General features: G+C 52.2%; 13 protein-coding genes. 9 read left to right on the plus strand and 4 right to left on the minus strand.

The genetic code is table 11. From position 1 onward, the window contains the following. Positions 1 to 71: 71 nt before the first annotated feature. On the plus strand, positions 72 to 851 hold the full coding sequence (locus F4Y39_12925) for a phytanoyl-CoA dioxygenase family protein (protein ID MYC14625.1): 780 nt from the start codon (positions 72 to 74) through the stop codon (positions 849 to 851). An 18-nt stretch (positions 852 to 869) separates the two neighbouring features. Then, positions 870 to 1862, plus strand: a complete 993-nt coding sequence (locus F4Y39_12930) for a zinc-binding dehydrogenase (protein ID MYC14626.1) — start codon at positions 870 to 872, stop codon at positions 1860 to 1862. Here F4Y39_12930 and F4Y39_12935 read toward each other — a convergent pair whose 3' ends face one another. The 3 genes from F4Y39_12935 to F4Y39_12945 are packed head-to-tail and all read right to left on the minus strand — an operon-like array spanning position 1863 to position 5120. Beyond that, positions 1863 to 2570 (minus strand): hypothetical protein, encoded by a 708-nt coding sequence (locus F4Y39_12935; GenBank protein ID MYC14627.1) that lies wholly within the window; start codon positions 2568 to 2570, stop codon positions 1863 to 1865. It lies immediately after the preceding gene. Next, positions 2567 to 3877 carry a sulfatase-like hydrolase/transferase gene (locus F4Y39_12940; GenBank protein ID MYC14628.1) on the minus strand — a complete coding sequence of 437 codons (1311 nt, stop codon included), beginning with the start codon at positions 3875 to 3877 and terminating at the stop codon, positions 2567 to 2569. The genes F4Y39_12935 and F4Y39_12940 overlap by 4 nt, the downstream gene beginning before the upstream one ends. Positions 3878 to 3899: 22 nt before the next feature. Then, entirely contained in the window at positions 3900 to 5120 is a 1221-nt protein-coding gene (locus F4Y39_12945) for an ATP-binding protein (GenBank protein MYC14629.1), read from the minus strand. A gap of 190 nt (positions 5121 to 5310) precedes the next feature. Between F4Y39_12945 and F4Y39_12950 the strand changes: the two genes are divergently transcribed. After that, complete coding sequence (locus tag F4Y39_12950) at positions 5311 to 5517, plus strand: DUF2007 domain-containing protein (GenBank protein ID MYC14630.1); 207 nt, start codon at positions 5311 to 5313, stop codon at positions 5515 to 5517. A gap of 80 nt (positions 5518 to 5597) precedes the next feature. Here F4Y39_12950 and F4Y39_12955 read toward each other — a convergent pair whose 3' ends face one another. Further along, positions 5598 to 6962, minus strand: coding sequence for a DEAD/DEAH box helicase (locus F4Y39_12955; GenBank protein ID MYC14631.1), 1365 nt, complete (start codon positions 6960 to 6962; stop codon positions 5598 to 5600). A gap of 480 nt (positions 6963 to 7442) precedes the next feature. Between F4Y39_12955 and F4Y39_12960 the strand changes: the two genes are divergently transcribed. The 6 genes from F4Y39_12960 to F4Y39_12985 are packed head-to-tail and all read left to right on the plus strand — an operon-like array spanning position 7443 to position 16447. Next, positions 7443 to 9188 (plus strand): ABC transporter ATP-binding protein, encoded by a 1746-nt coding sequence (locus tag F4Y39_12960; protein ID MYC14632.1) that lies wholly within the window; start codon positions 7443 to 7445, stop codon positions 9186 to 9188. Next, complete coding sequence (locus F4Y39_12965; protein ID MYC14633.1) at positions 9175 to 11025, plus strand: ABC transporter ATP-binding protein; 1851 nt, start codon at positions 9175 to 9177, stop codon at positions 11023 to 11025. The genes F4Y39_12960 and F4Y39_12965 overlap by 14 nt, the downstream gene beginning before the upstream one ends. Positions 11026 to 11037: 12 nt before the next feature. Beyond that, positions 11038 to 11769 (plus strand): hypothetical protein, encoded by a 732-nt coding sequence (locus F4Y39_12970; GenBank protein ID MYC14634.1) that lies wholly within the window; start codon positions 11038 to 11040, stop codon positions 11767 to 11769. Between the two features lie 27 nt (positions 11770 to 11796). Then, a complete protein-coding gene (locus F4Y39_12975) occupies positions 11797 to 12804 on the plus strand; it encodes a zinc-binding dehydrogenase (GenBank protein MYC14635.1) in 1008 nt (335 codons plus the stop codon). Positions 12805 to 12807: 3 nt separating this feature from the next. After that, positions 12808 to 14139 (plus strand): aminotransferase class III-fold pyridoxal phosphate-dependent enzyme, encoded by a 1332-nt coding sequence (locus F4Y39_12980; GenBank protein ID MYC14636.1) that lies wholly within the window; start codon positions 12808 to 12810, stop codon positions 14137 to 14139. Then, positions 14072 to 16447: a DUF4962 domain-containing protein gene (locus F4Y39_12985; protein ID MYC14637.1), complete on the plus strand. Its 2376-nt coding sequence runs from the start codon at positions 14072 to 14074 to the stop codon at positions 16445 to 16447. Before F4Y39_12980 ends, F4Y39_12985 begins: the two co-directional genes overlap by 68 nt. Positions 16448 to 16465: the final 18 nt, after the last annotated feature.

The following is a 16465-nucleotide window of genomic DNA, read 5'->3' on the forward strand; positions in this document are numbered from 1 at the left end:
TTTATTTTTTTTATTTGATACCATATTGGAATAACGAGACGATTTTAAGACAAGACACAGGAGATTCAGCTATGACCCCTGAAGAAAAATTCATGTTTGACCTCGAAGGTTATCTCGTCGTCAGAAATGTGCTCTCCCAAGAAGAGGTTGATCAATGCAATGAAGTTGCAGACCGCATTGCGCGCGACCAGTTTGAAATCTATCGAGACGACGGGCTAAAACTCGCCCGGAATATCACGCTGTGGGATCCCTGCGTTCAGAGTCTCATAGATCATCCCAAAATTGTTCCTTATTTGATCGAACTTTTGGGATCGAGTATCCACTTTGATCAGGATTATTGCATTTTTTTGGACAAAGGCGGTTCCAAAGGTCCGCTGCACGCCGGTACGATGAAATCGAAAACGGAATTACTCCCATTTTTTTACACGTATCGCGACGGCATCATGCGCAATGGTTTGACAACATTGGTCTATGCGCTCACGCCCGTGCGAAAGGGCGATGGCGGTTTTTGCTGTATTCCTGGCTCGCACAAGTCCAACTTCCAACTCGATATCCCCGAGGATGTTATGTATTTTAGGCGGCCCGCCCATTATGTCGTACAACCCGAATTGGAGCCGGGTGACCTGATCATTTTTACGGAGGCGACAGTGCACGGCACTATGCCCTGGACAGCCAATCACAAACGCAGATCATTTCTCTTTAAATACAACCCCGGGAATACGATTTCATGGGCGAATTATTACAATATAGATGACTACGATCACTTGACCGAGAACCAAAAACGCATGATGATGCCGCCGGGGAGCCATGGTCCACAGAAGCCTCCAAGGCTTGAAGTCATTGCGCCATGATACACAAAGGAGACGGCGATGAAAGCAGCTATTTATTGCGGGCCGCATGATATCCAGGTGGCAGATGTGCCAGAGCCGGAAATCAATGCAAATGAGATTCTGGTGAGGGTGAAGGCGTGTGGGATCTGTGGATCAGATCTGCACGCTTATCGCATCGGGCTGTTTGAAGATTCTTTAGGACGTCCGATAGAGAAGGGCCTCATCATGGGGCACGAGTTTAGCGGTGAGGTTGTGGAAACGGGGCGAGATGTGCAGCGGTTTCAGGTGGGTGACCACATTTCTGGTGGGGGATTGGGCGGGTTTGCCGAATATCTTCCCCTGGAAGTCAATCCCGATCGTCCCTACAGGTTGCCCAAATCGATTAGCTTTGAAGAAGGCGCGATGATGGAGCCTCTCGCCACGTCGATACACGCAGTGGGCCTGGCAAAACCCATTGAGGGAGAAACCGTTGTTATTCTGGGCGTTGGGATTATTGGTCTGGGATGTATCCAAGTCATTCGGGCAACGGCGGGCGGGCGCATTATTGCTGTTGATACGTCACCGAAACGGCTGGCTATGGCACGCCAGTTGGGTGCGGATGAGATCGTGAATTTGACAGAGGTAGATCCCGTGGATGCTGTTATTGAACTCACGGGTGGTGAGAGACCTGTGGAAAGATTCGGTGCGCGGGGAGGAAATGCCGATGTGGTTATCGATTCTGCTGGTGCGAAAGCTTCGCCGAATCAGGGGTTGACGATGCTAAAACAACAAAATGGTCGCCTCGTTCCCGTCGCATTATTTGAAGATCAACCCGAACTCGATTTCAATCAGGTGGTGCGCAAGCAAGTGACGCTTCAAGGGTCATGGTCCTGGACCCCCGATGACTACAGGTGGGGGATTGAACTCGTCAGGACCGGGAAAATTGATCGGAGACCACTCGTTTCCCACGCTTTTCCTCTTGATCAAGCACCCGAAGCGTTTGCGACACAGGCCAAGCCAGGTGCTGCGATCAAAACCTTGATAAAACCGTGATTAAATGAGTTCAATATTGCGCAAGATCCAGGACAGCAGAGTAAATGTGACGAAGACGGGGCGCTTTTGTGAATCGAATACATAGTGGATGGGCAATGTGCCCTGTCCCGTGTGGCGATAAGAGAAGAGGGATTGGCCGTTGGATTCGATTTGTTCGGGACCGTGAAGTAGTTGATTTGTTTTACAGTACGTAAGTTCGTCGATGGTTGTAAATGTTTCGTCCATGGGGGTAGCGCAATTGGCGAGCGCAAAGGAGAGGATCCATTGACACGATATGGGGGTATCTGCCGAGAGGTGTTTTTTGCCTGCTGTGCCGTTCATTTCTATGGTCGTTTCTCGAACAGCGCCATTGATGAGCAGGCGTTTATCCGGTGTTTCTGCCTGGTACCAGGCGAGTTCCCAGTCCTGGATTGATTCACCAATGCGCTCATCCTGCGCTGTTGTGACGGTTGCTTCGTAAATTTCTCGCCCGCCGCCATTGCGTTTTTCAACGATCTGGTATTCTGCGCCGTTCTCTGTATTGTAACGCGAGATTTCCACTGTTCCTATTGGTCTGTCATCGGTCAATCTGTCGGGATGTGTGTTTGTCCACTGCAGGATTTCGTAGGTCAATTTGCAATTGGAGTCCAATTGAACGGTTTGTTCTGGGACATTGTAGTTTTGCAATTGTCCGGCGATTGCGTTGAGTTCGGCTGGTATGGTGTTCATGATCCCACCTCCTCTGTCCATCCATTTCCCTGTTTGAGATTTTCCATTCTCTCTTCTCTTATTCGATCTCTTTCGCCCGTTTTGTCAGGTCCGCTGTAGGGTGTGACGGTGTTTGCGTATTCGGCGAGGTGTGTGGCGTGCCTGTGTTTGACGTCGTCAAAGCCGGGTTCTGATACGAGATTGTGTTTTTCCAGGGGATCGTTTGACAAATCGTAAAGCGTGTTTTGTCCCGAGTCGTAGAGGATGGATTTGTACTGATCGTCGCGAATGGCGATTGCACTCGCATTTTCTCCTATGACGCTTTCTCGCCATGCAATGTCGTTGTTTCCTTCGAAGAGTGAGCGCAGGCTATTTCCATACGCGGTGTCAGGTAGGGGAGGTGCGCCGGCGTAATCGCAGATTGTAGCGGGGATATCCACGCCCGATATGAAGTGCGAATCGTTTTGTCCGTTGGGGATACTGCCGCGTTGAGAAATAACGAGTGGGACTGCCCAGGCTTCTTCTTCAAAAAAGCCTTTCAATACTCTTTGATGATGCCCAGAGCCTTCGCCGTGGTCGGTAGTAAAGATGATGAGGGTGTTTTCTATGAGGCCATTGCTTTCCAATGTGTCGTAGATCAATCCTATCTGGGCGTCAACGGTTTCTACCATTCGGTAACACTGATAGATGTAATATTGCCAGTCTGTTTCTGACCAGTGGCCGACCCGGTGCTTCTGGTTTGGCGGCATGAGACTGATTTCGAAGTTGCCGGGCAAGTCGGGCAGATCGGGTAACTGAGGCTCCAGGCCGTATTTTCCCACGGGTCCGTTGACGCCGCAGACATAACAGCAGTCGTGTGGGTTCAGGAGACCGACGGATAGGAAGATGGGGCGGTTGTCATTTGCGTGTTCGGCGATATATTGTGCTGCTGCTCTGGCAGAGCCAGAGTCTTGCAGTTCTCCGTAGGGATGTCTGCCGTAGATCACGTCAAAGCTGTTGGCCACATCTCGTCCCGTGACATGCCATTTGCCGGAATACACGCAGTTGTAATCGGTGTGTTTGGTCAACCACTGGCCGAGGTCGGGCAGGTTGGGATCGATGGGGAACGGATTGCTGATAACGCCGTGTTCAACAGACATGCGTCCGGTGTACCAACTCGCGCGTGCAGGACAGCAGACGGGGTTGGCGCTGTAGGATCGCCTGAAAGATATGCCTTCTGAGATCAGGCGGTCCATGTTGGGTGTTGACACGTCTCGATTTCCATAGGCGGATATCGCGAGGTGATGTTGTTGATCCGTGTGGATGAATACAATATTGGGTTGGCTCATTTTTTTCTCCAATTTTTTTATTCTACAGAGCGGCGAAGGGCAAGGCCGTCACACCGGGACCGAGCGGAAGATGTACGTCGCCGGGATGCACGACGTATCCCGGCATCGCTGCGCTCTCCATGTCTTTTTGGAATATCTTGATGGCCGCGGCCATGGCAGGGCGCGGCGTAGCGGATAGCTTCACCTCGATAGGTGCGAGCTTTCCACCGGTCTCGACTATGAAATCTACTTCGGTTCCCGCCATCGTTCTCCAAAAGTAGATCTGTGGATCGATCCCCCGATGCGTCAATGTCCTGACGATTTCGGAAAGCACTGCTGTTTCCAGGATAGCACCTCCCATGGGACCTGAGGCGGCATGCTCGGGGTCTTTGAGGCCCGCGAGGTAGCAGAGCGTGCCGACATCTGTAAAATACACTTTTGGGGTCTTGACGAGCCGTTTCCCAACGTTCACAAAATAAGGGCGTAGCACGATTATCTGGTAGGTGGCTTCGAGCACGGAGAGCCAGGCTTTGATTGTGTTGACCGCCACGCCGAGATCTCGGGCGACATCGGTTAGATTCAGGAGTTGGGCACTTCTACTGGCCAGGATTCGGAGAAAATTTTGATACTGGGTCAGGTCTCCAACCTGTCGCAGCGTGCGCACGTCCCGTTCGAGATAGGTCTGGATATAGCTGGCCTGCCAAAGGGATGCATCGCGGTTGGGTTGTGTGGCGAGTTCCGGATACCCGCCTCGGAGAAAGCTTTGCCATAGTTTGCCAAAGGCGTTTGACGATTTCAAAGACGACGGTTGCTCGCGCTCCCACGGAAGGGCAAGCTGTGGGCGACCCTCCATTTCCCGTCTGGAAAGCGGCAACAAGCGAAGCATTGCCGCGCGACCTGCCAAAGATTCGGTCACCTTCTCCGCGAGCAACAAATTCTGTGAACCTGTCAATAGATATTGGCCACTTTCGCTTCGATTCGCATCTATCCTCTCTTTGATATAGGGTAGCAACTCAGGAGCGTACTGCACCTCATCGAAGATAACAGGAGGCGGATACATTTCCAGGAAACTGCGCGGGTCTTGTAGGGCGGACGCCTGAATGTCCAGAGGCTCCAGAGATATATATCTGCAACGCCTGCCAAAGAGATGTTGGAGGAGCGTTGTCTTTCCAGACTGGCGCGGTCCGGTTAATACGACAGCGGGAAATTCGGAAGCAGCCCTCGTGAGGATGGGTTCCAACGAACGTTTGATATAATTTTGCATATCGCGGCTTCAAGTTGCGGTCAGTGTCTGCGTATCGGATTGCGTTTGTGATGGTCCTCTGTGTCGATAATATGCATTTCAAATGCATATTGTCAACTCAAAACGAGACATCTTGTGATTATTTTTTGTCTGACAGATCAATTCCAGTTGTGTATTTTGTGCTGACTACCCATAACATGAGAAAATTGAGATGAGTTATCGAGAACCTCTTGTAACTGTTATCACCGCGACAAATCCCGGCTTGCTCGCGGTGATCAAATCCGTGCTTGACGATGCCGAGATCCCCTGTATAACCCGGGGCGAGGGATTTCAAACTCTGTACGCGGCAGGACATGTTGACGTGCTGGTATTTGAAAGCGACGCCGAGCAGGCAAGGGCACTATTAAAAGACCTTTGACGTATTTTTCTATAGAAGGCGATGAGGTTAATTTGGTTCAAGTTGAGGAGATCAATAGAGGTTGCTATTGTTCAGGTAATTTATGGCAGTACGTTTGTTAGGAGTGGATCTGCTTTACGCCAGGGTTTGAGGGCAAATCGGCAGCCCAGGCCTTGCTCAATCTCACGCCATTTCCCCTCTTCTCCTGGCGTGATAAACGTTACTGCCTTTCCCGAGCGGCCCATGCGGCCAGTCCGTCCGACCCGGTGAGTGAAAAGTTTCTCTGATTCAGGCAAGTCATAGTTGATGACCTGACCGATGCCCTCAACGTCCAGGCCTCGCGCAGCCACGTTTGTTGCCACCAAAATCGGTGCGGTACCGGAACGGAAGGCCATCATCACACGCTCGCGTGCGCTTTGGCTGAGGTCGCCCTGGAGCACTCCTACGGGGTAGCCCAACGTGTCGAGCCGTCTCGCCAGTCTCTTGACGCCGTGTCTGGTCCTGCCAAAGACGATTACCGGATCGCCGTTCCGCTGGTCCAACTGCGTTTGGAGTGCCTTTATCTTATCTTTTTGCCGGATGGTATAGACCAGGTGCTCCACAGTGGGCAGTGCTTTAAGGTCGCCGTCTATTTTCACCGTTACAGGGTTGCGCAGATATTTCTTCGCTGTGTTCGCCACCCACTCGGGCATGGTTGCAGAGAGGAGAGCGGTCTGCCGCCTGGAGGGCGTCTGGCTAAGGATCGCTTCAACATCTTGGGCAAAACCTTTATCCAGCATTTCATCTGCCTCATCAAGGACCAGGAATTGCACTGATCGCAGGTCTAGCGTGCCCTGTCTTAGATGGTCTAACGTACGGCCCGGGGTCCCAATGATGATCTGGGGCCCGCTCTTCAGGGCTTTGTACTCTGGCCTCAATGACCGGCCGCCGTACAGTAATGTTACGCGCAACCGCTGCGATGAAGCCAGGGCCTCTGTGACTTTAGCTACCTGAATGGCCAACTCCCGCGTAGGCACCAGCACAACTGCCTGGACCCGCCGCACCGATGGGTTCAAGCTCTCTGCCATGGGTACTGCAAACACCAGCGTCTTTCCAGATCCCGTGCGCGCCTGTCCGATCAAGTCTCGCCTTGCCAGGAGATGGGGGATTGATTTCGCCTGAATGGGCGTAGGCTCTGATATGTTCATCCTGGAAATTGCCTCCTTGGTCGCGACTTTCAACGCCATTTTGGGAAACACGGCGGTGATATTAGCAATGGGTTTAGTCGCAGTAAGTGACCTGCTTACGGGGCCTTTGGTCGGGGAAGAACGGCCGTTGCGACGGCTTTTGAAGCAAGAGCGACAGTACACTGGCCTGCCTGGTCTTAGTCGGAAAGGGACGGTTGTCAATGTATTGCAATCGGCGCACGCGGTGCGCTTTGCACGGCGAGATGGGCGCGGGTTAGTCGAGCGAGATTTACGAGGCATGCGGGAATAGACTCCTTAGTCTAAAGAGATGACTCAGCGTGGGGTAAAAATACGAGCAGGGAAGACCGATGAGCTACTGCTGCGAGAAACCCGGTGCGCTAATTATAAAAAAGTGGGTACAAGCAACAAGCCCCCGATAGGGTCGCACATCGGGAGCTTGCGTTAAATGCGGTGCCGTATAAGAGTTAGCAGTTGGAAGTTTAGCGCCAGCGGTAGGGATCAAATAGATGCCCTTAACAGCTATTTGTTTACTATCTGAGCAACGCTAAAATATCATAATAGCCTTTAAATATGCGGGGAGTGAATATATCTGTCAAGTGTAATTTTTGACATCATTTTGTTCTGAGCCTCGTACGAGTTGAGGCTTGGAAATTTTGAGCCGAATTGCTAATATAGAGATTAAAAAATTAAATTGCCCCACCATTGCGCTTCGCGCACTTCTCAGGAGAGCAAATATCTCAATAAAATTAAGGATCTGATATGCAGAATATTTTGAAGTTGATGGGTTATATGCGGCCCTATTGGAAGCAGGCGACTATCGCTCCGCTGCTGAAATTGATCGAGGTGATGCTGGAGTTGATGCACCCCCGGTTGGTGCAGCGGATTGTAGATGAGGGGATTGCCAGGGGAGATCTGGATCTGGTGATTGAGACCGGGTTGTGGATGCTCGGTCTGGCCATTGGGGGCGTTTTGTTTGGAATCGGTAATGCCTGGTTTGGCGTGTGGGTGGCGCAGCGGGTGGAGACCGATGTGCGGAGTGCGCTTTTTGGCAAAATTCAGTCGCTTTCGTTTGGCAATCTGGATAAGCTGTCAACGGGGCATCTGATTACGCGACTGACCAACGATGTGCGGCAGGTGGGAGAGGTGGCGCGTTTGATATTGCGCATTTTGTCGCGTATGCCGATGGCAATGGTGGGCGGTCTGGTGATGGCGATTGTGACCAGTCCCCGCCTGGGGTTGATGTTTATTGGGCTGGCTCCCGTGATTCTGGGGACTTTGATTCTGGTGTTTCGAAAAGCCAATGCGATGTTTGGCGAAGTGCAGAATCGCCTGGATCGGGTGAATCAGGTGACGCAGGAAAATCTGGCAGGTGTGCGCGTGGTGAAGGCTTTTTTGAGGGCTGACCACGAGACCGAACGGTTTGGAACGGCAAATAACAGGTTGATGGAACAGACGATTCGGGTGACGCAACTGGTGGCTCTGGTGATGCCATTTATGATGCTGCTATTGAATCTGGGTGTTGTGGGGGTGATCTGGTTTGGGGGTATTGCTGTAACCCAGGGCGGGATGAAGCTGGGCGAGATTATTGCGTTTATCAATTATCTGTTGCTGTTCTTGCAGTCTCTGATGATTGGTAGTATGGTGCTTATCCGGATGTCCCGAGCAGAGGCTTCTGCCGAACGCATTGTCGAGGTACTGAATAGCGAGCCCGAGTTACAGGATCGGACAGATGCAAAGCGCGATGTGGTGTTGGAGGGACAGGTTGCGTTTGAAGATGTGACATTTAGCTATAACGAGACGGCAGATGATCCGGTATTGCGAAATCTGAGTTTTGTCGCGGAGCCGGGTCAGAAGGTGGCGATTTTGGGATCGACTGGGGCGGGCAAGTCGTCGCTGGTAAATCTTATTCCGCGGTTTTACGATGTGGATGCAGGGCGGGTGATGGTGGATGGGATGGATGTGCGCGATGTGGATCAGGGGACGCTGCGACAGCAGATTGGGATGGCACTCCAGGAATCGGTGCTTTTTTCGGGTACGATTCGGTACAATATCCGGTACGGGCGTCCCGATGCGACCGATGAAGAGGTTGAGGCCGCTGCCCGGGCAGCTATGGCACACGATTTTATTGTCCAGTTTCCAGATAAGTACGAGACGCTATTGGGGCAGCGCGGCGTGAATCTATCGGGAGGACAGAGGCAGCGGATAGCGATAGCCCGGGCGTTGATCTCCCGTCCAAAGGTGTTGATTTTAGACGATAGTACCAGTGCGGTAGATCTGGAGACAGAGGCCGGGATTCACGATGCGCTGGAACAGATGGTCGGGTGTACGAGTTTTCTGGTGGCGCAGCGCATCAGTACGGTATTGCAGGCAGATAAGATTCTGGTGCTGGACGATGGCGTACTGGTTGCCGAGGGTACGCACCAGGAATTAATGGAATCCAGTTCGGTGTATCAGGAGATTTACGATTCACAGCTCGGAGAGGGAAACGGATATGGCGGAAGTTGATCGACAGCGCGACGGTGAACAGCAGGGTCCAGGCGGAATGATGATGGGGGGGCGTCGCCGGATGATAATGATGGGTGACGACGAGCGGGCGCGGGATATCCGGGGAACTACCCGCCGTTTGCTGGGGTATATGAGACGCTACAAGGGGACTTTGATCGGGGTGGTGGGGCTGGTGGTGATCACAACGGGGTTGGAGGTGGCAGGTCCGTATTTGATGGCGCGCGCGATTGATGAGTATATCGCCTATAGCGACTTGCCGGGCCTTTTTCAAATTACCCTGTTGTTGGCGGGGGTGTATGTGGCGATGGCACTGACATCCTGGCTTCAGACGTTTATTATGGCACGGGTATCTCAAAGCTCTGTGCGGGATTTGCGACAGGATCTTTTTGATCGCTTGCAGGTGCTTCCGCTGCGGTTCTTCGACCGGCGTGCCAGTGGCGATATCATGAGCCGGGTGACCAATGATGTGGATAATATCAGCAGTGTGTTGTCGGATAGCGTGACGCAGTTGATTAATAGCGTGTTGACCCTGGTGGGCGTGTCGGCCATGATGTTCTGGATGGATTGGCCTCTGGCGTTGATTAGTTTGCTCACCTTTCCGCTGATGGCGTCTTTGACAGGGCAGGTCGCCAAACGGGCGCGCCGGGGGTTTCGCGAGCAGCAGGCGGCACTGGGTGCGCTCAATGGGATGATTGAGGAGACGATTGCGGCAGAGCAGGTGGTGAAAGCTTATGGACGCGAACAGGCTTCGATTGAGGCGTTTGAAAAGTTCAATAACAGGTTGAAGTATGCCGGTACGCGCGCGCAGTTTTTCGGGACGCTGATGCCGCCTCTGACCTTTTTTGTGAATAATATGGGTCTGGTGATTGTGGCTTTTGCGGGGGGCTATATGGCGGTTCAGGGCGATGTGACAATCGGTGTGATTGCCGCTTTTATCAGCTATGTGCGGCAGTTTGGACGGCCTTTGGGGCAGGTTGCCAATTTGTACAATTCGATACAGTCGGCACTGGCCGGGGCAGAGCGGGTTTTTGAGACTATTGACGAGTTTCCCGAAGCGCCCGATATGCCAGATGCGGCCGCGTTAGATCAGGTTCGGGGCGATGTGGTTTTTGATCGGGTGTGTTTTGGTTATGAAAAAGATGTGCCGGTGCTCAAAGAGGTGAGTTTGCACGCCAGGCCGGGAGAGAAGATTGCGCTGGTAGGACCGACGGGAGCGGGGAAGACGACCATTGTGAATTTGCTGACCCGGTTTTACGATATCGATAGTGGGGCGATCTATATCGACGGCCATGATATTCGGCAGGTGAAACGGGAAGCGTTGCGGCGGCAACTGGGTATTGTGTTGCAGGATACTTTTTTGCTGTCTGATACTGTGCGGGAAAATATCCTTTATGGAAGGTTAGATGCTTCGGATGAGGAGGTGGTTGACGCGGCTAAATTGGCCAATGCGGATCCCTTTATTCACCGTCTGCCCCAGGGCTATGATACGGTGCTTTCGGAACGCGGCGGCAATTTGAGCCAGGGACAGCGGCAGATGCTGGCCATTGCGAGAGCCGCGTTGGCCGATCCGTCGATTCTCATTTTAGATGAGGCGACGTCCAGCGTGGATACGCGAACGGAGATGCGGATTCAACAGGCGCTTTTAAGGCTGATGGAGGGGCGAACGAGCTTTATTATTGCCCATCGGTTGAGCACGATTCGCAATGTGGATGAGATTCTGGTTATTGACGATGGGCAGATTATTGAACGCGGTTCGCATCGGGCGTTGTTAGAGGCCGAGGGATTTTATTACAATTTGTATATGAGCCAGTTTAAGGGAGAGGTCACTTTTGTTTAAGGGAGAGAAAAAATGTCCTATCGATTAACACCAGAAGATGTGCGGTTCTTTCACGACGAGGGGTATCTCGGGCCATATACGATGCATTCGCCAGAAGAAATGGATCGTATTCGGCCTGTTGTTGAGCGTGAAATTTTTGAAGCCGAAGGCCCGTTTTACGTCAATCGGAAAAAATCGCGGCATCTCGATAGTCGAACGATCTACGATCTGTGTACACATCCGACAATTATGGATCGGATAGAAGGCATCCTCGGTCCGGATATCGTGCTCTGGCAATCCAACTTTTTTAACAAACCCCCCGGTGCCAAAGAAATTCCCTGGCATCAGGATATGAATTTCTGGTCCACCGAAATAGAACCGGGTATCAATGTCTCCGCCTGGTTAGCCATTGACGATACAGATGTCACCAACAGTTGCGTTCAACTCATGCCGGGGTCGCACCGAAGAATGATTCCGCACATTAAAGCAACACCCGAACAGGCTTTTCGCCAACAGGGCGACCCCGATCACATTGGCGTTGACCCGGATCGCGTTGTGAAGATGAAAATGAAAGCCGGACAATTCTTTCTCTTTACCGAGCGCATGCTCCACTACTCAGCGGCCAATACGTCTGATTGCCGACGCCTGGGATTGGCGATACGCATTACCATTCCGATTGTGCGGTGTTACAAAAGGTATCACCTTCATCTGGTGCGCGGTGAGGATCGGATGGGGTTTAATGTATATGGAGATGCGCCTGAATGATACAACTATCGAAAAAGGTGAAAACTTATGAAAAAAGCCATACTCCACGGTCCGCGGGACCTTCGCATTGAAGAGCACCCGCTTGATACAAGCGCGCTTGGTGCTGATGATGTCTGGGTTGAAACGCAGATCAGCGCGTTTAAAATTGGAACAGATCGGGGTAATTTTGAAGGCGCAGATCGCGTACCAGGTGCGCCGGACTATCCGCGATTCGTTGGCGATAGCAATCTGGGTATTGTTCGCGGGATTGGTACGGAGGTCACGCGTTTTGAGGTTGGCGATCGCGTTGTGGCGACTCAGCCTCACCAATCTGAATACATCATAAGCCAGTTTGGTGACATCTTCAAAATACCCCCTGATGCCGATGATGAAGATGCTGTGTATGCACACCTCTATGCGCTCAGCGCACATTGTTATCACAAAGCATTATTTAGACCCGGCGAAAATGTCGCCGTTGTTGGTCTGGGTGTTCTCGGCCTGGGGGCAGTCGCTTTAGGTCCTCTGTTTGGTGCCCGCGTCGTTGGACTTGGAAATAGTTCCATCAGGTTAGATATGGCAATGCGAATGGGTGCTCACGCGGCTTATTTATCAGATGATCCAGACCTCGAAGAGAAACTCGACGCTTTTACAAATGGAAGAGGCATTGATCTGGTTATTCTTACGGCGAATCCATGGCCGGCTTTCAAAACATCTGTTGAAATTGTGCGGCCAAATGGTCGGGTCTCTATCGTCAGTCTTATGGGGCGAGGCGAACCGCCGCTTGATTTTAACCCTCTGGCAATGGAATGGTTTTACGCCAAGGGGATATCTCTGATTGCCGTGCATGGCGAAGATGCCCAATTATATCCGCATGCCGATGCATCGGGTCATTTGGGTCATTGCGATCACGTTCTTTCTCTTATGGCAGAAAAGAAACTTCAGCCCAGCCGTCTTATTACGCACCGTTTGCATTATACGGAAATGGTTCAGGCTTATGAAATGGCCTATGCGCGTGAAAAATCTATGCTGGGTGTCATTTTTAATTGGCGGGAATAGGCTATGTCACATGATGTCACAAAATCGTTAGAGCTGTATAAGAAAGCGGGAGAACGCATTCCCGGTTGGACACAGCTCATCAGCCGAAGGGCTGACCGGGTTGCAAATGGGGTTAGTCCTCTCTATGTCGCGCGATCAAAAGGCGCGCGATTTGTCGATGTTGACGGCAACGAGTATATCGATTGGATTCGCGCTTTGGGAGCTATTATTTTGGGCTATGCAGATCCCGTTGTCGATGGTGCTGTAAAACAACAGATAGATCTGGGTAGCCTGCATTCCATGAATAGTGCGCTCGAAATTGAGCTGGCAGATGAGTTGATCAATACCATACCGAGTGCTGAAATGGTGCGCTATACAAAGGGGGGAGGGGAAGCCTGTGCGGTGGCTGCGCGCATTGCTCGGGGTACGACCAATCGAGATGTCATTCTTTTTTGCGGTTATCACGGGTGGCACGATTGGTATCAATCGGCAAATTATCTCGTCGATCCCGAGAGTGGCGAATATCCCTTTGCCGGTATTGAACCAATTGGCGTGCCGCGTGCGCTGGCGGGAACGGCGGTTCCATTTACCCATGGCGATCTCGATATGCTCGGGCGTTTGTTGAACGAATATCAGGGCGAGGTTGCCGCTGTTATGATGGAGCCAGCTCGGTCTGAGTGGCCCGAAGAGGGGTATCTCGAAGGGGTCAAAGAGCTTGCCCGCAGGCACGGCGCTTTGCTCATCTTCGACGAAGTCTCCTGCGGTTGGCGCGAGTCTATTGGCGGTATGCAGAAATATTTGGGTGTTACGCCAGATATCACGGTGATTGCCAAAGGCATGTCCAATGGTTATCCGATGGGGGCTGTTGTTGGATCTCGAGAGGCGATGGAACCCGCCAAAGCGATGTTTATTTCCAGTTCGTATTGGAGCGATAATATCGGGCCTATTGCGTCGTTGACCACCATCCGAGAACTCAAAAGGCGAGATAGCGAGACACATCTGGCGGAAATGGGCCAAAAAGTAGCCGGGGCAATTGACGAAGCGGTCTCATCTGCTGGTCTTTCGGGATCGTGCAAGGGGTTTCCCGCAACGCCTAATCTGGTGCTTGATTTGCCCGATGAGGCATTGCGCGGCAAGGTTCAGACGCTTTTTATTCAGGAGATGGCTCGCCGGGGTGTGCATTGTTACATGGGCTTTGGTCCTACGCTTGCACATACCGAAGAGGATGTGCGTATTACTGCTGATGCGGTTGAAGCCTCTTTGCGCGTCGTAAAGCAGGGGCTTGAAAATGATTCTATCGACGATCTGCTCATTTGCGATCTGCACTCGGAACCCTTCCGCCGGATCGTCCGATAAAGGAGAAAAAATGGCATTGATAATTGACGAAAGGCCCGCACAGCCGGGGGAATGGGGATTTAGACCAGAAAATGTGACGACAGAGGAGACGCCACCGGCATTTGTGTGGCGCCCGCAGGAGAATGCTGCGAGCTATGATATTCAGTGTGCGCGGGGCGCGGATTTTTCAAAGGTCGCATACGAGGCTAAGGGCGTGACATATACGGTTCACCGCCCAGCGGAGGTGTTTGAGTCGGGGCAGTGGTACTGGCGGTTCCGATTTGTCGATAGGGGAGGAAAGGTGTCGGATTGGAGTTCGGGGCGCGCTTTTGTGATTGACCAGAATGCAAAAGCATTGCCCTTGCCCAAATGCAGTGAATTGATTGGGCGCATCCCAAAGAGCCATCCGCGCTTGTTTGTGCGTCCAGAGGATTTGGATAGCTTGCGCACACGGGCACGGGGAGATCTGAAACCGATTTACGACGATCTGGTCGCAACATGCGAAGATATTCTGGCCGATATGCCATCTACCAAAGAACCGCCCCTGTATCCCGAAGGGACTGTTGTTCTGAGCGAGGAATGGCGGGAGATCTGGTGGGGAAATCGGATGTACACGATTCGCGTGTTAAACAGCGCGGCGACGCTGGCTTTTACGCGGCTTTTGGGTGGGCAGGATCACTACGGTGAGAAGGCGAAAGAGTTGCTGCTGGCGTGTGCCAAATGGGATCCCCTGGGGGCGACAGGCTATCGGTATAATGACGAAGCGGGTATGCCTTATAATTACTATTTTTGCCGCACTTATACGTTTGTGAACGATTTGTTGAGCGAAGAAGATCGCGATATATGCCGGGCGGTGATGAAGGTGCAGGGGCAGGAAATGTACGACCATCTGGCGACTGAGATGCGCTATTTGTGGCATCCTTATGGCAGCCATGCCGGTCGTGCCTGGCATTTTTTGGGTGAGATTGGCGTGACGTTTTTGGATGAGATTCCCGAGGCGGAGGAGTGGGTGTGGTTCGCGATGAATGTGTTTGGGGCCGTGTATCCCGCGTGGTGCGATGAAGATGGCGGCTGGCACCAGGGATTGCAATACTGGGAGAGTTATGTTCAGCGCTTTACGTGGTGGGCGGATATCATGCAGGCGGCAATGGGGATTGATGCGTATTGCAAACCGTATTTTGCACGCGCTGGCGATTTTCCGATGTATTTTCAGCCTCCGGGTACGCGGGGTGGCGGCGTGGGAGATTTGACGACGACGAGAACATCGGATCAGAATTGCGATTTGATGCGCACGCTGGCGGCTCAGGCGCGCAATCCATACTGGAAGTGGTATGTGGATATGCACCCGGAGAAAGTGAAAGAGGAGACGAGCGCGCGCCGGTTGGATGCCGTGGGTGCCGGGCGGTCGCTCTATATCGATTTTGTGCGGGGTGCGTTGCCAGAAGTGTGCGCAAAAGCACCGGTGGATTTGCCTTCTTCAAAATGTTTTCGCGGCACGGGGTTGGTGGCGATGAATTCGGATTTGACGGATGGAAAAAACAATGTGTCGGCCATTTTTAAAAGCAGTCCATTGGGGTCGCAGAGTCACGGTTTTGACGCGCAAAATTCGTTTTCGCTATTTGCTTTTGGCGAGCGTTTGTTGATTCACACGGGACAGCGCGATATTCACGGCAGCGACCACCACAAGAACTGGATGCACCATACAAAATCAACCAATTGCATTGGGGTAAATGGCGAGAGTCAGTTGCGTAACCAGGCTGCGGCTATGGGTGAAATTCTGGATTTTCAAACGTCGGATGTATTTGATTATGTGGCTGGCGAAGCCGCCCCGGCGTACGGGGGAATGCTGAAAAAATTTACGCGACAGATTTTGTTCGCAAAGCCCGATGCTGTGGTGATTTGCGATACAGTGGTGGCACCAGAGGCTTCGATATTTCAGTATTATTTACACGCTGAAACGGAAATGGATATCGAGGGACAGACGCTAAAAATCACGACTGGTGATGCAGGTTGTGTGGTGTCTCTGCTGCATCCAGAAAATTTGAAAATCAGTCAGACAGATCAGTTTGATCCACCGCCGAGGGAGCGCGTTCAACTCAGAGAGTATCACGTGACGGCAGAAACGGTGAAACCGCAGGAAGAGGCGGCATTTATTGCGGTATTGCGTCCGCACAGGGCGGGGGATGTGCCCGAAGGTGATCCGGTTCTGATGGACGATGAAACGCTGATGGTGCCGTTGCCCAATGGCGAGTTGAAGGTTTGGGTGGGTGAGACATTGCGCGCGGAGAAAAGGGATCAAAGTGGTGGTGTGGTGGCAACACTGTGTTGAGTCTCGCGGAACTGTGGA

The organism is Gemmatimonadota bacterium, from assembly GCA_009838845.1.
In the GTDB taxonomy this organism is placed as follows: domain Bacteria; phylum Latescibacterota; class UBA2968; order UBA2968; family UBA2968; genus VXRD01.

What these genes read in the sequence shown, in the direction of transcription:
- F4Y39_12925 (MYC14625.1), top strand. Translation starts at nt 72, where the DNA reads ATGACCCCTGAAGAAAAATTCATGTTTGACCTCGAAGGTTATCTCGTC.
- F4Y39_12930 (MYC14626.1), top strand. Translation starts at nt 870, where the DNA reads ATGAAAGCAGCTATTTATTGCGGGCCGCATGATATCCAGGTGGCAGAT.
- F4Y39_12935 (MYC14627.1), bottom strand. Translation starts at nt 2,570, where the DNA reads ATGAACACCATACCAGCCGAACTCAACGCAATCGCCGGACAATTGCAA.
- F4Y39_12940 (MYC14628.1), bottom strand. Translation starts at nt 3,877, where the DNA reads ATGAGCCAACCCAATATTGTATTCATCCACACGGATCAACAACATCAC.
- F4Y39_12945 (MYC14629.1), bottom strand. Translation starts at nt 5,120, where the DNA reads ATGCAAAATTATATCAAACGTTCGTTGGAACCCATCCTCACGAGGGCT.
- F4Y39_12950 (MYC14630.1), top strand. Translation starts at nt 5,311, where the DNA reads ATGAGTTATCGAGAACCTCTTGTAACTGTTATCACCGCGACAAATCCC.
- F4Y39_12955 (MYC14631.1), bottom strand. Translation starts at nt 6,962, where the DNA reads ATGCCTCGTAAATCTCGCTCGACTAACCCGCGCCCATCTCGCCGTGCA.
- F4Y39_12960 (MYC14632.1), top strand. Translation starts at nt 7,443, where the DNA reads ATGCAGAATATTTTGAAGTTGATGGGTTATATGCGGCCCTATTGGAAG.
- F4Y39_12965 (MYC14633.1), top strand. Translation starts at nt 9,175, where the DNA reads ATGGCGGAAGTTGATCGACAGCGCGACGGTGAACAGCAGGGTCCAGGC.
- F4Y39_12970 (MYC14634.1), top strand. Translation starts at nt 11,038, where the DNA reads ATGTCCTATCGATTAACACCAGAAGATGTGCGGTTCTTTCACGACGAG.
- F4Y39_12975 (MYC14635.1), top strand. Translation starts at nt 11,797, where the DNA reads ATGAAAAAAGCCATACTCCACGGTCCGCGGGACCTTCGCATTGAAGAG.
- F4Y39_12980 (MYC14636.1), top strand. Translation starts at nt 12,808, where the DNA reads ATGTCACATGATGTCACAAAATCGTTAGAGCTGTATAAGAAAGCGGGA.
- F4Y39_12985 (MYC14637.1), top strand. Translation starts at nt 14,072, where the DNA reads ATGATTCTATCGACGATCTGCTCATTTGCGATCTGCACTCGGAACCCT.